Source organism: Klebsiella sp. 10-1 (assembly GCF_009758445.1).
Classification (GTDB): domain Bacteria; phylum Pseudomonadota; class Gammaproteobacteria; order Enterobacterales; family Enterobacteriaceae; genus Klebsiella; species Klebsiella scottii.
On sequence record NZ_WQRE01000006.1, the window covers coordinates 357675 to 373678 of the forward strand.

Annotated in this window: 10 protein-coding genes; 3 read left to right on the forward strand and 7 right to left on the reverse strand. The window is 55.4% G+C overall.

Going from position 1 to position 16004, the window contains the following annotated elements; genetic code table 11:
• Positions 1-5: 5 nt before the first annotated feature.
• Genes pgtA through GO007_RS21650 form a run of 3 tightly spaced genes read right to left on the reverse strand, consistent with a single transcriptional unit; the run spans position 6 to position 4466 of the window.
• Positions 6-1250, reverse strand: a complete 1245-nt coding sequence (gene pgtA / locus GO007_RS21640) for a two-component system response regulator PgtA (protein WP_095103555.1) — start codon at positions 1248-1250, stop codon at positions 6-8.
• Positions 1231-3243 (reverse strand): two-component system sensor histidine kinase PgtB, encoded by a 2013-nt coding sequence (gene pgtB / locus GO007_RS21645; protein ID WP_095103557.1) that lies wholly within the window; start codon positions 3241-3243, stop codon positions 1231-1233. Before pgtB ends, pgtA begins: the two co-directional genes overlap by 20 nt.
• Complete coding sequence (locus GO007_RS21650; RefSeq protein WP_370525583.1) at positions 3240-4466, reverse strand: ABC transporter substrate-binding protein; 1227 nt, start codon at positions 4464-4466, stop codon at positions 3240-3242. The genes pgtB and GO007_RS21650 overlap by 4 nt, the downstream gene beginning before the upstream one ends.
• Positions 4467-4966: 500 nt before the next feature.
• Here GO007_RS21650 and pgtP point away from each other — a divergent pair, with 500 nt between their 5' ends.
• From pgtP to ppk2, 3 genes are all read left to right on the forward strand, one after another.
• A complete protein-coding gene (gene pgtP / locus GO007_RS21655; RefSeq protein ID WP_095103559.1) occupies positions 4967-6346 on the forward strand; it encodes a phosphoglycerate transporter PgtP in 1380 nt (459 codons plus the stop codon).
• 398 nt (positions 6347-6744) lie between these two features.
• On the forward strand, positions 6745-8355 hold the full coding sequence (locus GO007_RS21660) for an inorganic phosphate transporter (RefSeq protein ID WP_095103561.1): 1611 nt from the start codon (positions 6745-6747) through the stop codon (positions 8353-8355).
• A 23-nt stretch (positions 8356-8378) separates the two neighbouring features.
• Positions 8379-9293, forward strand: a complete 915-nt coding sequence (gene ppk2 / locus GO007_RS21665) for a polyphosphate kinase 2 (protein ID WP_095103563.1) — start codon at positions 8379-8381, stop codon at positions 9291-9293.
• Between the two features lie 120 nt (positions 9294-9413).
• Here ppk2 and glgP read toward each other — a convergent pair whose 3' ends face one another.
• The 4 genes from glgP to glgB all read right to left on the reverse strand — a co-directional run.
• Entirely contained in the window at positions 9414-11861 is a 2448-nt protein-coding gene (gene glgP / locus GO007_RS21670; protein WP_095103565.1) for a glycogen phosphorylase, read from the reverse strand.
• Positions 11862-11879: 18 nt separating this feature from the next.
• Positions 11880-13313: a glycogen synthase GlgA gene (gene glgA, locus GO007_RS21675; RefSeq protein ID WP_095103566.1), complete on the reverse strand. Its 1434-nt coding sequence runs from the start codon at positions 13311-13313 to the stop codon at positions 11880-11882.
• An 88-nt stretch (positions 13314-13401) separates the two neighbouring features.
• The gene (glgC, locus tag GO007_RS21680) at positions 13402-14685 is read right to left on the reverse strand and encodes a glucose-1-phosphate adenylyltransferase (protein ID WP_049100407.1); all 1284 of its coding nucleotides are present in this window, start codon (positions 14683-14685) and stop codon (positions 13402-13404) included.
• 129 nt (positions 14686-14814) lie between these two features.
• A partial coding sequence (gene glgB, locus GO007_RS21685) for a 1,4-alpha-glucan branching enzyme (RefSeq protein ID WP_095103604.1) occupies positions 14815-16004 on the reverse strand: 1190 nt, incomplete at its 5' end.

Genomic DNA, 16004 nt, shown 5'->3' on the forward strand with positions numbered 1-16004 from the left:
ACCCGTTAACGGTAGTGATGTTTGTTCAGACCAAACTTTTTCATCCGCAGATAGAGTTTTTTGCGCGGGATCTGCAGATATTCGGAGACATCGTTAATTCGGCCCTGGTGGATATTCAGGGCCTCGACAATAATCTGCCGCTCGTAATCTTCGACCCGCTGGTCGAGCTGAACGGGCTCAACGGAGTGCAGCATGGGGTTCGGGATGTCGGCCAGCGGCATCACCCCGACGGCAAACAGTTTGGCGGCATTGGCCAGCTCGCGGACGTTATTCGGCCAGGGACGCGCGATCAGTTTTTTAGCCAGCGCCGCTGGAAGTTCAGGTACAGGGTTATTCAGGCGCAAACAGGCCTGTTGCAGATAGTGCATGAATAGTGGCTCGATATCGTCAAGCCGCTGCGCCAGCGGCGGGCAATACTGCTGGGTCATGGCGAAACAGTAGTAGAGATCGGGGATAATGCGGTTATTGCCGGCCATGGCAATCAGCGGCTGTAGCCCGATGCCGACCAGGCGAAATGGCAGCTCATCTTGTCCCTGCAGGTGCGCCAGCATATGCTGCTGCGCCTGGGTCAGATACTCGATATTGCGCAGGACCAGCGTCCCGCCCTGCGCCTGCGCGATCCATTCATTGAGCGGCGTGTCCTGCTCTTCGAGGATATCGCCGAAGATAATCGGCTGCGAATGACGTGAGCTAAGGCGATGCATATAGCACGCTGCCAGCGTACGCCCGGTGCCCCGTTCACCATGGAAATAGACCGCGATATCGGTTTCTGCCAGTTGCTGGAGCGTATGCCGCATCTGAATGACCCATTCGCTACGGCCGATCAGGTTGTCTTCCAGCTGCTCCTTTTGCCATTGCCGACGCACGACCTGCGTCTGGCGCTGGGCCAGCGCTTTATCGACCAGGCCTAACAGCTGCTCCGGGTTAACCGGTTTTTGCAAAAAATCCCATGCCCCTTTTTTGACGGCATCGACGGCCATCGGGACGTCACCGTGGCCGGTAATCAGCATCACCGGCAGATGGGGGTCATGTTTCAGCAGGATCTTCAGCAAATCGATACCGGAACAATGCGGCATGCAGACATCGCTCAGCACGATCCCCCCCCACTCCTCGCTCACCAGATCCTGCGCCATCAGCGGATCGCGACAGGCATACACCCGGTGTCCGGCCTCCGTCAGCAGCTGAGTGTAGGCGTCCAGCACGTCGCTGTCGTCGTCAATCAGCAGAATATTATGTTGATGAGTGAGCATGGTTGACATCCGTTGGTAAAAATTGCAAAACAACGCAGGCATGATGGCTCAGCGTCGACGCCAGCCGTAAATGCCCGCCCATCTGTCGCATCAAGGATTCGCTGATTGACAGGCCGATCCCCAGCCCCAGCTGCTTGCTGGTGACAAACGGTTTCAGCAGAGAGTCGGCCAGCTCCAGCGGCCAGCCGCAGCCGTTATCCGTGATGGTTACCGTCCAGCCTTCGGCTGACTGCACCCATGCAACTGTAATGCTGGGTGCACCCTGTGCCGCATCCAGCGCGTTGGTCAGCAGGTTGACCAGCACCTGCAGGATCCGCACCTCATCTCCCAGCACCTGCACTGCGCCAGGGGGCAGGTGCAACGAGCCGCGCAGCGGCTTATGACGCAGGGATAACAGCTCCCAGGCGGCGACAAAAGCATGGCGCAGATCGACGGGGCTGGCGGGAGCATCAACCTCCGGCCGCCGCGTAAACTGCCGCAGATTGCGGATAATGGCGTCAATGCGGCCAATCAGTCCCTCGGCTTTGCTCAGCGTCTGACCGGCGTTATCCGCTTGTCCGTTTCTGATGGCGCTACGTGCGCTGTAGAGATACATCGACAGCGCGTTGAGCGGCTGGTTTATTTCGTGCGCCAGAGTGGTCATGGTCTGCCCAACCACCGCCAGCTTGGCGGTCTGAACCAGTTCATCCTGGGTGGTGCGCAGATGCGTTTCCACCCTTTTTCGCTCAGTAATTTCCCGCTCCAACAGCTGACGCTGCTGATTTAACTGGCCGAGGGTATGGCGCAGGAGTTTACCAATGCGCCCCAGTTCATCCTCGCCGTAAACCGGAATGTCGGCGTTAACGTCGCCTAACCCGATACGGACTACCGTCTGGTTAAGCTGGTTAAAGCGTTTAACCAGCCGCGAGCGGATAAAATAGTGGTTGAGCAAATAGGCAAGGATCAATGCCAGCAGCGTGGCAATCAGAATCAGGCTACCGCTGAACCACATGGTATGTTCGAGGCGCTGATTAAAGGCGCGCATTTTGCTGTGGCTGTCGCTGAGCTGGGACTCCAGCTGGGCGCGAAAGCGGGCCAGCGTCGTTTCTTTGTCTTGCGTCACCTGCGATAGCGAGTCCTGTGCCTGAATATATTCGCGGATCGCCGCCGGCATTTTATTTTCGGCAATACCGATATCGAGTAGCTCATCAATCGTCTGGCGCAGGGTTATCGTACTGGGATAGCTTTCCAGCAGATGCATATTGTCGCCAGCGGTTTTTTTCAGATAGGCCAGATAGCGAATATGCCCTTCAATATTGCCATTGCCCTCTGTGCTGGACTGCACCTCGATCAATCGGTCGCGCAGGTCGCTGATAATCTGATTTTCAATACGCGCCAGGGTATAGACCTGCTGCTGCTCCCCCTGCACCGCACGAAGATTGGCCTGTAGTCGGGGGATGGCATTCCCCGGTTTTGCCTCCATCTGATCGAGCAGCGCGCCCTGCTGCCAGCTGAAATCCTGCACCAAAGAGTTCATCTCGGTGGTGAAATCTTCATGCAGCCAGTTAATCCGCGCGGTGGTCTCATTGACCTTCTCACGGGCGATGAACATGTTGTACAGCGAACGGTCAAGCCTCGCGAGGAGCTGGCGGCTGTCCCGCAGCGTCAGTTCAATTTGCTGGCGCTCCGGTGTGTCGAGACGCTGGCTAAGAGTGGCGATTTGATCGAGGTGCTGCAGGATCTGGTTGCGCAACTGCAGGCGTGAGGTGGTATTGGCCGCCAGCAAAAATTCGTTGAGCTGATCGACCACGGTATTCAGGTTGTTTTCAATCAGAAATGAGGTCTGTATCCGCGGAAAATAGTCATTCAGGGCATAGCGGATTTGCGAACTTTGCTCGTGCCAGGAATATAGACTGACGCCGCTGACAATCAGCGTCAGCAGCGCCCCGGTGAGAAAGGCGCCGCGCAGGCTGGCGCTGATGGTCAGGTTTTTAATAAAACCGGGGAGCCTCATTTCAGATTCTCCAGTTTCTCAATCGCTTGTCGCTGCTGCTCCTGAAAAAACAGCTGCCATTCCATCATCAACTGCTCGGCCTGATCTTTGTTATCCAACTGCTGGAGGTAGCGCCGATCCCGACTTTGCTGAGCGCTCACCGGCATGGCGGTCAGCAAGGCGCGGATCTCCGGCAGCGGCGTCTTAAGTCGGGATTCGGCATTATGCAGCGCGCGCCAGGCGTCTTTCAGCTGGGACAAGCGAAAACTGATGGCGGTGTCGAACAGCTTTTGCACCAGACGCTGACGTTGCAAAATCAGCTGATAATTGAGAGAGGGTTCGCTCAGTAGCTGATGCTGTTGCCGCGCACGCGCGCCGTTGCCAGGGGCGGGGATAATCGAATACTTCCCGGTATTGTTATCCGACAGCGCCTGCTGCCCTTCCGGGCTCAGCAGAAACTGAATAAAGCGCCGGGCTTCCGCCGGGTACGTGTTATGGCGGATCAACGCCACATAGGTTGGCGAGGCTGCCGAGTGGGGAAAATAGTGGAACGTCAGGTTCGGGTCGTCAAGCAGCAGGTTCGCGTAGTTATCGATGACCGGACCGACCGACCCCAAACCGCTTTTGATTTTATCCGCCACGCCAAAACTGCGGCTGGAAATAGTGATCAGGTTCCCTGCCACGCTCAATATGGTTTCCCACCCCCGCTGCCATCCCTCCTGTTGCAGCAGCGACTCCACCATCAGATGGTTAGTATCGGAACGGGAAGGACTGCTCATCAACAAGGTTCCCTGATAGCGCGCCTGCATCAGGTCATCCCAACTGGCGGGCAGCGGCAGGTGGCGTTCGCTGAGATTACGCTGGTTGATTAACAACCCAAAGCCGGAGATGGCCACGGCGACGGCTGTGCTGCGGATTGATTCCGGTACCAGCTGCTGGGACTGCGCTGGCGCATCCGGGTAGGCCGCCAGACGTTGATGTTCCTGCAGATGCTGCAGCAGCATCGGCGAAGAGGTCAGCACCAGATCGATATTCTCACCCCCTGCACTATCCAGCAGCTGTTCCAGCGATGCGCTGGTACGGTTGAGGGTACGGATAATCACCGACTGCGGCTGAGTTTGCCAGCGGCTGATGATATAGGCGGTGGCATCGGGCGAAAACGTTGTGGCAATCACCAGCTCACTCTTTTTGGCCTGAACAGAAAATACCGTTATCAGGCTGAGAAATAAACCGACGACCATCATACCTCGCTGCTGTTTATTTGACCGCTTATCCATGCTACGTCCTTTTCGCTGCAATTGTTTTGTGATCATTTTCATAAAACAGGAAAAATAATAAATAAAACCCCGCCCCGGTTTGTGACAAAAAAGTTCATTTATGGATAACGCCTCGATTAAACCGCGGAGTAAGTCAACATTCTGTTTAATCCCCGGAAAGAGATAATAGCTTATAACCCTCATTAAAATCATAGTGTTAAGATGATCAAGCTAACAAGCGCCGACTGTTTCCCGCAAGGATATGACGGAGCGCTGAATCCGGACCAATTATCACCGAATTATAGAGTGAAGGCAAAAATACATTTGAGTCAAAAAATAGATATCCGATTTTGTATTTGAGTCAAATCTGACTCAAATACACTGAATTGTTTTGTTGGTTTATTTTTACCACAATCTATTTCGCATGCCACACCGCCAAATTTGCACGCCATGATTCACTACCGATAACATAATATAGGTACTTAAACATGTTTTCATTATTAAAACAAAAAGTCGCCGCAGCTGCGGTTCCTGCGCAACAAATAAGACCCACTTACCAACGCTATCGTCTCCAGGCGTTATTAAGCGTATTTCTCGGCTACCTCGCCTACTACATTGTGCGCAATAACTTCACCCTGTCGACGCCGTATCTGAAAGAGCAGCTCGATCTCAGCGCCACCCAGATAGGGATGCTCAGCAGCTGTATGCTGATTGCCTACGGTATCAGCAAAGGCGTGATGAGCAGCCTGGCAGACAAGGCCAGCCCAAAGGTCTTTATGGCCTTTGGCCTGGTCATGTGCGCCATTGTTAACGTCGGTCTGGGTTTCAGCAGCGCGTTCTGGATTTTTGTGGTGCTGGTCGTGATCAACGGGCTGTTTCAGGGGATGGGCGTAGGGCCCTCATTCATTACCATCGCCAACTGGTTTCCACGCCGCGAACGCGGCCGTGTAGGCGCGTTCTGGAATATCTCGCATAACGTCGGCGGCGGAATTGTCGCCCCTATCGTCGGCACCGCGTTTGCGCTACTGGGTTCAGAACACTGGCAAACCGCCAGCTATATCGTACCTGCGGCGGTGGCGGTACTGTTTGCGCTCGTGGTGCTGGTTCTCGGTAAAGGCTCACCGCGCAGCGAAGGCTTGCCGGCACTGGACGAAATGTTGCCAGAAGAGAAAGTGCTGCTGAATACCGGTAATATCGACAAAGCGCCGGAAAACATGAGCGCATGGCAGATTTTTTGTACCTACGTGCTAAGGAATAAAAACGCCTGGTATGTATCGATGGTCGATGTCTTCGTCTATATGGTGCGCTTTGGCATGATCAGCTGGCTGCCAATCTACTTATTGTCGGTGAAACACTTCTCCAAAGAGGAGATGGGCGTCGCGTTTCTGTTTTTTGAATGGGCGGCCATTCCGTCTACCCTGCTGGCCGGCTGGTTGTCGGATAAGGTATTTAAGGGCCACAGGATGCCGCTCGCAATGATTTGCATGACGCTGATCTTCTTCTGTTTGATTGGTTACTGGAAAAGCGACTCACTGTTTATGGTCACGGTTTTTGCCGCCATCGTCGGCTGCCTGATTTACGTGCCGCAATTTTTGGCTTCGGTACAGACCATGGAGATTGTTCCGAGCTTCGCGGTCGGCTCCGCCGTAGGTCTACGCGGTTTTATGAGCTATATCTTCGGCGCCTCGCTGGGCACCAGTCTGTTCGGGGTAATGGTGGATAATCTGGGCTGGCACGGCGGTTTCTATCTGTTAATGGGCGGCGTCATTTGCTGCATCCTGTTCTGCTATCTGTCGCATCGCGGCGCGCTGGATCTGGAACGCAAGCGTCAGCAGGCGGCCAAAGAGCAGGAGCTGGCGCTGGCATAATCATTCATCAAGCAGGCCCCGACGACGGCGATAGCGGGTCGTCGGGGAAGCGATGCCCAGCGGTTCCAGCAGCATACCAATATCTTCTCCTGGCTTGTCGTTTCGCATTGAGCGCGGCTAGCGTCTTGAACATTACAGCTGCCTGATCGGCATGACTTAACACGTACGGCTGATTTTTATTTAACAATAAGATTATTAGCCCAACGGCTTACTACATCACGGTGGTAAATATTAATACCATACGCATATTCACGTCATTCAATCAGGAGCTGACGGCTCAGCATGATTTTTATGCGCGATTAATCCTTCTGAAATAAAACAGCAATGTTACTTAATAATAATCTGGCGTGCAGATCGCTTTAAAAGCATATGTGGGCGTGATTTTAAAAAGGTAACTTATGAGTGATAACAGCGCTATTCAATCTAAAATGGAAACCGCCAGCGGCCTTCCTAAAATACATCAGAAGAACAGCAGGTTAGCTGTTCTTTTTTTTGTTTTATTATTAGTTATAGGCATAGCATTTGCAGGGATAAATTTATTTAATGATGTACATGACGCCGGCGCAGTATATACAAGTTATATTCCTTTCCTGTTGCTCGGATTAGCGCTCCTGATTGCATTAGGCTTTGAATTTGTTAACGGTTTTCACGACACGGCTAACGCAGTGGCGACCGTAATTTATACCCACTCGCTGTCGCCAATGGTGGCGGTGGTCTGGTCCGGCTTCTTTAACTTTCTCGGCGTGCTGCTGTCCAGCGGTGTGGTGGCCTTCGGCATCATCTCGCTGCTGCCGGTTGAGTTGATCCTGCAGGCCGGTACCGGCAACGGCTTCGCGATGGTGTATGCCCTGCTGTTCTCCGCCATCATCTGGAACCTCGGCACCTGGTGGCTCGGGCTACCCGCCTCCTCATCGCACACGCTGATTGGCTCGATTATTGGCGTCGGCGTGGCGAATGCCCTGATCCACGGCCGTACCGGCACCAGCGGCGTTGACTGGGGGCAGGCAATAAAGGTGGGCTATGCGCTGTTGCTATCGCCTGTGATCGGCTTTGTGTTCGCCGCCCTGCTGCTGCTGGTGCTGAAAGCGTTCGTTAAGAACCGTCAGTTGTACACCGCCCCTAAAGGGAATATGCCGCCTCCCCTGTGGATCCGCGGCCTGTTGATCCTCACCTGCACTGGCGTTTCCTTCGCTCACGGGTCCAACGACGGCCAGAAAGGCATGGGGCTCATCATGCTGATCCTGGTGGGCACCATGCCGATTGCCTATGCCCTGAACCGTTCGATGCCTCCGGAGCAAATTCCGCGGGTGGCGGCACTGGCAGAAGTCACCAAAAACGATTTGCTGCAGCAATTTCCGGCGGTCGGCCAGCAGCCTCCACGCGAGGTACTGACCAGCTACGTGCGTACCAGGGAGCTAACCCCGGAAGTGGTGCCGGCCCTGGCCCAGCTGACCGGCGCTATCGGCGATCAGATCCGCCAGTACGGCTCGGTCGATAAGATCCCCGCGCAGTCGGTATCCAACACCCGTAACGATATGTATCTGGCGTCGGAAACCATCAAACATCTTAAATCTGAAAACCAGCTGCAGATTTCCACTAATTCACAGCACAACCTCGACGCGCTCAAGGGCGAGCTGGACAGCGCCACCCGCTTTATCCCGTTCTGGGTAAAAGTGGTGGTGGCTATCGCCCTGGGCCTCGGCACCATGGTCGGTTGGCGGCGGATCGTCGTGACCGTTGGTGAGAAAATCGGTAAATCCCACCTGACCTATGCCCAGGGCGCCAGCGCCGAGCTGGTCGCCATGACTACCATCGGCGCGGCGGACGCCTTCGGTCTACCGGTTTCAACCACCCACGTGCTCTCCTCTGGCATCGCCGGCACCATGGCAGCCAACCGCTCCGGCTTGCAGATGTCCACGTTACGCAACCTGTTGATGGCCTGGGTGCTCACCTTGCCGGTCTCAATATTGCTGTCGGCAACGCTTTACTGGGTCTTCACCAATTTCTAAAAAGACTAAGACGGAAAACGATTATGTCTATGCATGAATTTGACCGCGACGAAACCTTCAACCAGCGCCTGCTGCAGGAGTTCTACGACAGCTATGATGAAGAGCTGGAGATGGAACTGGACGATTTGCGTTTTAACAACGCCGAAGTCGACAGCGATCAGAAAAAGGCCTGGCGCAAGCAATACTTCCGCGAATTGCTGCGTCTGCAGGGCGAACTGGTAAAATTGCAGGACTGGGTCATGCGCACCGGTCACCGACTGGTGATTGTCTTCGAAGGGCGCGACGCCGCCGGCAAAGGCGGCGTGATCAAGCGTATAACTCAGCGCCTGAACCCTCGCACCTGCCGCGTGGCGGCATTGCCGGCACCGAACGATCGCGAACGCACGCAGTGGTATTTCCAGCGCTATATCGCCCACCTACCGGCGGCCGGCGAGATGGTACTGTTCGACCGCAGCTGGTACAACCGTGCCGGAGTGGAGCGGGTGATGGGCTTTTGCAGCGATGAAGAGTACGAAGAGTTCTTCCGTAGCGTACCGGAGTTCGAAAAAATGCTGACCCGCAGCGGCATTCAGATCGTCAAATATTGGTTTTCAATCACCGATGACGAACAGGAGCTGCGTTTCCTCAGCCGCATTCACGATCCGCTCAAACAGTGGAAGCTTAGCCCTATGGATTTAGAGAGCCGCTGCCGCTGGGAGGACTATACCGAGGCGAAAGAGGTGATGTTAGAACGCACTAACATTCCAGAGGCGCCCTGGTGGGTGGTCCAGGGCGTTGACAAGAAAAAGGCGCGACTGAACTGCATCAGCCATCTTCTGCAGCAAATTCCTTACACGGAAGGCGATGGCAGCGTTATCACCCTGCCACAGCGTAAGCGCAACCCGGAATACCACCGTAACCCGGTTCCGGATAATATGATTGTTCCCGAAATATATTAAATAAACAGGGGCTTATGAAAAAATAAGCCCCTGCGTTTCCCTCCTGCGATCTCCGTCAGTCCCATCAATGTATTTCCCGTCGCGCCGGGCCCCCGGCGCGACGGGATTGTGAATGCGGGCTTAGAGTTGGGTTTTGTCGATATACCAGATCTTTTGCGCGTACTCGCGCACGGTGCGATCCGAAGAGAAGTAGCCCATGTTGGTAATGTTGAGCATCGCTTTTGCGGTCCACTCTTCCGGGGTTCGGTAGAGCGCATCCACCTTGTCCTGACAGTCAATATAGCTGCGGTAATCGGCCAGAACCTGATAGTGGTCGCCAAAGTTAATCAGCGAATCCAGCAGACCACGATAGCGGCCCGGCTCCTGTGGGCTGAACGCCCCGGTCCCCATCTGGGTCAGCGCCTGGCGCAACTCTTCATCCTGCTCGTAGTAATCGCGCGGCTGATAGCCGTTGCTGCGCAGCGCCTCGACCTCTGCAGCGGTATTACCAAAGATAAAGATGTTCTCCTCGCCCACGTGCTCCAGCATCTCAACGTTGGCGCCGTCCAGGGTGCCAATAGTCAGCGCGCCGTTCAGGGCAAATTTCATATTGCTGGTCCCGGAGGCTTCGGTCCCTGCCAGCGAAATCTGTTCAGAAAGGTCCGCGGCCGGAATGATCATCTGCGCCAGACTGACGCTGTAGTTGGGAATAAACACCACTTTTAGCCTGTCGCCAATCTGCGGATCGCCGTTGATGACTTTGGCCACGTCGTTAATCAGATGGATGATCTGTTTTGCCGTGTGGTAAGCGGACGCGGCTTTGCCGGCGAAAATCACCACTCGCGGCACCCATTCGGCCTGCGGGTCCGCCTTGATGCGGTTATAGCGGGTGATCACGTGCAGGACGTTCATCAGCTGGCGCTTGTATTCATGAATACGCTTAATTTGCACATCAAACAGCGCCTTCGGGTTGACCACCACGCCCAGCTGACGGGCGATATAATCGGCCAGCCGCTGCTTATTCGCCAGTTTGGCTTCGCTGACGGCCTGGTTAACCAGCGGATAATCCTGATACTCACCCAGTTCGCTCAGCTGGCTTAAATCCGTACGCCAGGTCTGGCCGATATAACGGTCCAGTACCCCGGAAAGCGCCGGATTCGCGGCGGCCAGCCAGCGGCGAGGCGTGACGCCGTTAGTCACGTTGGTGAAGCGGCGCGGAAAGATTTTGGCGAAATCGGCAAACAGCGACTCCACCATCAGCCGGGAGTGCAGTTCCGACACGCCGTTAACCTTGTGACTGACCACCACCGCCAGCCAGGCCATCCGCACGCGGCGGCCGTTGGATTCATCGATAATCGAGGTCCGGCTCAGCAAGGCAATATCATCGGGATAGTGCTCCTGCATGGTTTTCAGAAAATAGTCATTAATCTCGAAGATAATCTGCAAATGGCGCGGCAGGATTTTCCCCAGCATATCGACCGGCCAGGTCTCCAGCGCTTCGCTCATCAGGGTATGGTTGGTATAGGAGAAGACCTGGCAGGTCACCTCAAAAGCGTCATCCCAGATGAAGCTGTGTTCGTCGATCAGCAGGCGCATCAGCTCCGGGATCGACAGCACCGGATGGGTGTCGTTGAGGTGGATAGCAATTTTATCCGCCAGGTTGTCATAGGTTTGATACAGCTGGTAATGGCGGGTGAGAATGTCCTGCACCGTCGCCGAGACGAGGAAATACTCCTGACGCAGACGCAGTTCGCGCCCGGAATAGGTCGAGTCGTCCGGGTAGAGCACCCGGGAAACGTTCTCGGAATGGTTCTTATCCTCCACGGCGGCGAAATAGTCCCCCTGATTAAATTTACCGAGGTTAATTTCGCTGCTGGCCTGGGCGCTCCACAAACGCAGGGTGTTGGTCGCATCGGTTTCATAACCCGGGATAATCTGATCGTAGGCCACCGCAATAATCTCTTCGGTTTCCAGCCAGCGCGAGTTTTTGCCCTCATGCTGAATGCGCCCGCCAAAGCGGACGGTATAGCGGGTTTTATGGCGCTCGAACTCCCACGGGTTACCGTATTCCAGCCAGTAGTCCGGTGACTCCATCTGCCGGCCGTCGATGATGTTTTGCTTAAACATGCCGTAGTCGTAGCGGATGCCGTAGCCGCGTCCTGGCAACCCCAGCGTGGCGAGGGAGTCGAGAAAACAGGCCGCCAGACGACCGAGACCGCCGTTGCCCAAGCCCGGATCGTTCTCCTCATCAATCAGCTCTTCCAGATCCAGCCCCATTCCTGCCAGCGCCGTTTTCACATCCTCATAGATGCCCAGCGACAGTAAGGCATTAGAGAGGGTACGACCGATGAGAAACTCCATCGACAGATAATAAACCTGCCTTGCCTGCTGCGAGATCCGTGCCCGATGCGCCCGTAGCCAGCGCTCTACCAGCCGATCGCGCACGGCGAACAGCGTGGCGTTGAGCCACTCATGTTTATTGGCAAGTGAAGGGTCTTTACCAAGGATAAACATGAGCTTATAAGCGATAGCATGCTGCAGCGCTTCTTCATTCAGCCTGGGTGAAATATAACTTACGCGTGGTTCCATTTTTCTTATCCGTAGTAATTAAATAATGCGCTGATACAGCTGGTGGAAAGACTTTGCGGCAATCTGCCAGCTAAAATCCATGCTCATTGCCTGACGTTGCACGTACCGCCACAGCGATGGACGGGACCACAGAACAAAGGCCCGGCGGATGGCACGTAATAACGACGCTGTCTCGCTGTCGGTAAACACAAATCCGGTCGCGAGGCCGTCAGCAAGGTTTTCGAGAGAACAATCGGCGACGGTATCGGCCAGTCCGCCGGTGCGGCGAACCAGCGGCAATGTGCCGTAGCGCAGGCCATAAAGCTGGGTCAGGCCGCAGGGTTCAAAACGGCTGGGAACCAGGATGACGTCGGCGCCGCCGATCATCTGATGCGACAGCGCCTCGTCGTAGCCGATCCGGATACTCACCTGCCCGGGATATTGCGCCGCGGCGGCAAGAAAACGGGCCTGCAAATCAGGGTCCCCGGAGCCCAGTAGCGCCAGCTGCCCTCCCTGCTCAACTAACCCCGGCAGCGCGTCAAGGAGCAGATCCAGCCCCTTCTGGCTGGTCAGGCGACTGACTACCGTGAACAACAGCGCCCGAGCGTCCTCCTCCAGCCCCAGCGTCGTTTGCAGCAGTTGCTTGTTCTTCGCCTTCTCAGCCAGCGAGGCCGGGTCGTAATGCGCCGCCAGCAATGAATCGCTGCGCGGATCCCAGATGCTTTCATCGACCCCGTTAAGGATCCCCGACAGCCGCCCTTCTCGCTGACGCTGCCGCAGCAGCTCTTCCAGACCGAACGCATACTGCGGTTCGGTTATTTCACGGGCATAGGTCGGGCTGACGGTAGTGATATGGTCAGCGAAATAGAGGCCCGCCTTGAGGAAGGAGATCTGCCCTTTAAACTCCACTCCGTGCATCTGGAAGAATGCCCCCGGTAAAGCGATCTCCGCCATATGCCGGGCCTGGAACAGCCCCTGATAGGCAATGTTGTGCACCGTAAACACCGATTTGGCCGGGTTGCCGCGGGCGGCCAGATACGCCGGCGTGAGGCCCGCGTGCCAGTCATGGGCGTGGATGATTTCAGGTCGCCAGAACGGGTCCAGACCGCCGGCAAGCTCGGCTCCGACCCAGCTCAGCAATGCGAAACGCAGTACGTTATCGGGATAATCCTGCATCTGTTGGTCATGATAAGGATTACCCGGTCGGTCATAGAGATGCGGGGCATCAATCAGATAGATGCCCACGCCGTTAAAGTCGCCGAACAGCAGCGTCATCGGCCCGGCGAATGTCTCCCTGCTGGCTACCACCTGCGGCTCCTGTATCCCGTTGCGGATCGCCGGAAACCCTGGCAGCAGCACGCGGGTATCCAGCCCATCGGCAATTTGCGCCGCCGGGAGCGCGCCGGTGACGTCGGCCAGTCCGCCCGTTTTTAACAGCGGGAACATCTCTGCTCCTACATGTAAAACTTGCATGTATGCTCCTTATTATTCAGCCACAGAGACGACCCGCGACAGGGCAATATTGTCCCTGCCGCCGGACGCGCTTTTTCCGCAAATGGGCTCATACTTCAAGTCTTTCCAGCATTTCTTTGGTAACCAGAACGATACCCTCTTCCGAACGATAAAAGCGCCGCGCATCTTCAACGGCATTTTCGCCAATGACCATTCCCTCCGGGATCACGCAGCCGCGATCGATCACGCAGCGCCTTATCCGGCAAGAGCGGCCAATCCACACGCCCGGCAATACAACCGACGAATCTATATTACAGAACGAGTTAATCCGAACTTTGGAAAATAGAACCGACTGCACCACCACCGAGCCAGAAATAATACAGCCGCCGGAGACCAGAGAATTCATGGTCATGCCGTGGCTGCCGGAACGGTCCTGAACAAATTTGGCGCTGGGCAGCGATTCGACATAAGTACGGATCGGCCAGTTACGGTCATAAACATCCAGCTCAGGCACCACGGAGGCTAAATCAAGATTTGCTTTCCAGTACGCTTCAAGGGTTCCGACATCCCGCCAGTAGGGCTCGGCATTATTATCTGACTGGACGCAGGAGCGCGGGAACGGATGCGCATAGGCTTCACCTGCCGCCGTAATTCTGGGAATAATATCTTTGCCAAAATCATGGGTGGAGTGTTCATCCCGATCGTCTTCTGCCAGCAGCTGGTAGAGATATTCCGCGTCAAATATATAAATGCCCATACTGGCAAGCGAGCGGGTTTCATCGCCAGGCATGGTGGGCGGATGAGCCGGTTTTTCAACAAATTCAATGATCCTGTCATTCTCATCAACCGCCATGACGCCAAACGCTGTCGCCTCTTCTACCGGCACCGGCAGGCAGGCTACGGTGCAGCGCGCGCCTTTTTCGACATGATCGAGCAGCATCCGCGAGTAATCTTGTTTATAGATATGGTCACCGGCCAGGATAACGACATATTCAGCATCATAGCGGCGGATAATATCCAGGTTCTGCGTCACGGCATCCGCCGTACCTCGATACCAGTTCTCACCATGCACCCGCTGCTGCGCCGGTAATAGATCCACGAACTCATTCATTTCTTCATTAAAGAATGCCCAGCCCCGTTGAATATGCTGAACCAGTGAGTGCGACTGATATTGCGTAATAACCCCAATACGTCTTATGCCTGAGTTAATACAATTCGATAAGGCAAAATCAATAATTCTGAATTTACCGCCGAAATGCACCGCAGGTTTTGCGCGAATAGTAGTCAGGTCTTTTAATCGTGTGCCACGTCCTCCGGCGAGGATCAGGGCCACGGATTTAAGCGGTAACTGGCGCGACAGCATTAAGTTGTCAGTATATTCAATTTTACTCATAATTATGTCCTGCGATTAATGAAAAGCCATCAAAGAAAATAATGAAGAAAAAGCATTACTCTTCTGTAAATAAATGCAGAAGTGATCTCCTCGGGTAATAACTGGATTGCAGTAAATCAGCGCTCTGTTTTATTCGCCTTCAGATTCCCGTACCAGCCAGATGGTTGCCAGCGGCGGCAGGGTAAGCGAGAGCGAGTTCTCGCGGCCGTGGCTGGCGATCGCGTCGCTTGCCACCACTCCCCCGTTGCCGGTATTGCTGCCGTGGTAGTGCATCGAGTCGGTATTCAGCTCTTCGCGCCAGCGACCCGGCTGGTTAATCCCGAAGCGATACCCGTGACGAGGCACCGGCGTGAAGTTGCTGGCGACGATAATCTCATTCCCGGCCTTATCGCGACGGACGAAGACAAACACCGAGCGCTCATGATCGTCCACGACCAGCCATTCAAAGCCGTAGCGGTCAAAATCAAGCTCGTGCAGCGCCTTGTGGCGGCGATAGGTATGGTTCAGATCGCGAACCAGACGCTGGACGCCGTGGTGCCAGTTGTCGCCGCCGTCCAGCAGATGCCAGTCGAGGCTGGCGTCGTGGTTCCACTCCCGCCCCTGGGCAAACTCGTTGCCCATAAACAGCAGCTTTTTACCGGGGAAGGCAAACAGCCAGCCGTAGTAGGCGCGCAGGTTGGCAAACTTCTGCCACGCATCGCCGGGCATGCGGTCGAGAATCGACTTTTTGCCATGCACGACCTCATCGTGGGACAGCGGCAGGACGAAGTTCTCGGTGTAGTTGTAGAGCATGCCGAACGTCATCTTGTCATGGTGATGACGGCGGTGAACCGGATCGAGCTTCATGTAGTCGAGGGTGTCGTGCATCCAGCCGAGGTTCCATTTGAACCAGAAGCCGAGCCCCCCCGTCGAGGAGGGACGCGACACCCCGGCAAAGTCGGTGGACTCTTCGGCCATCGTTACCGCGCCAGGGGTCTGTTCGCCGAGAACGCGGTTGGTATTACGCAGAAACTCAATCGCTTCCAGGTTTTCCCGCCCGCCGTACTCATTCGGCACCCACTCGCCCTCTTTACGGCTGTAGTCGCGATAGATCATCGACGCCACCGCATCGACGCGCAGGGCGTCAATGCCGAAGCGCTCAATCCAGTACAGCGCGTTGCCTACCAGGAAGTTGCTGACCTCCCGGCGACCGTAGTTGTAGATCAGCGTATTCCAGTCCTGGTGATAGCCTTCGCGCGGGTCGCTGTGCTCATACAGCGAGGTCCCGTCAAATGCGGCGAGGGCAAAATCATCGGAGGGAAAGTGGCCCGGCACCCAGT

Excerpts from the sequence above, each read along its gene's own strand:
- pgtA (WP_095103555.1), bottom strand. The coding sequence starts at position 1,250 with ATGCTCACTCATCAACATAATATTCTGCTGATTGACGACGACAGCGAC.
- pgtB (WP_095103557.1), bottom strand. The coding sequence starts at position 3,243 with ATGAGGCTCCCCGGTTTTATTAAAAACCTGACCATCAGCGCCAGCCTG.
- GO007_RS21650 (WP_370525583.1), bottom strand. The coding sequence starts at position 4,466 with ATGATGGTCGTCGGTTTATTTCTCAGCCTGATAACGGTATTTTCTGTT.
- pgtP (WP_095103559.1), top strand. The coding sequence starts at position 4,967 with ATGTTTTCATTATTAAAACAAAAAGTCGCCGCAGCTGCGGTTCCTGCG.
- GO007_RS21660 (WP_095103561.1), top strand. The coding sequence starts at position 6,745 with ATGAGTGATAACAGCGCTATTCAATCTAAAATGGAAACCGCCAGCGGC.
- ppk2 (WP_095103563.1), top strand. The coding sequence starts at position 8,379 with ATGTCTATGCATGAATTTGACCGCGACGAAACCTTCAACCAGCGCCTG.
- glgP (WP_095103565.1), bottom strand. The coding sequence starts at position 11,861 with ATGGAACCACGCGTAAGTTATATTTCACCCAGGCTGAATGAAGAAGCG.
- glgA (WP_095103566.1), bottom strand. The coding sequence starts at position 13,313 with ATGCAAGTTTTACATGTAGGAGCAGAGATGTTCCCGCTGTTAAAAACG.
- glgC (WP_049100407.1), bottom strand. The coding sequence starts at position 14,685 with ATGAGTAAAATTGAATATACTGACAACTTAATGCTGTCGCGCCAGTTA.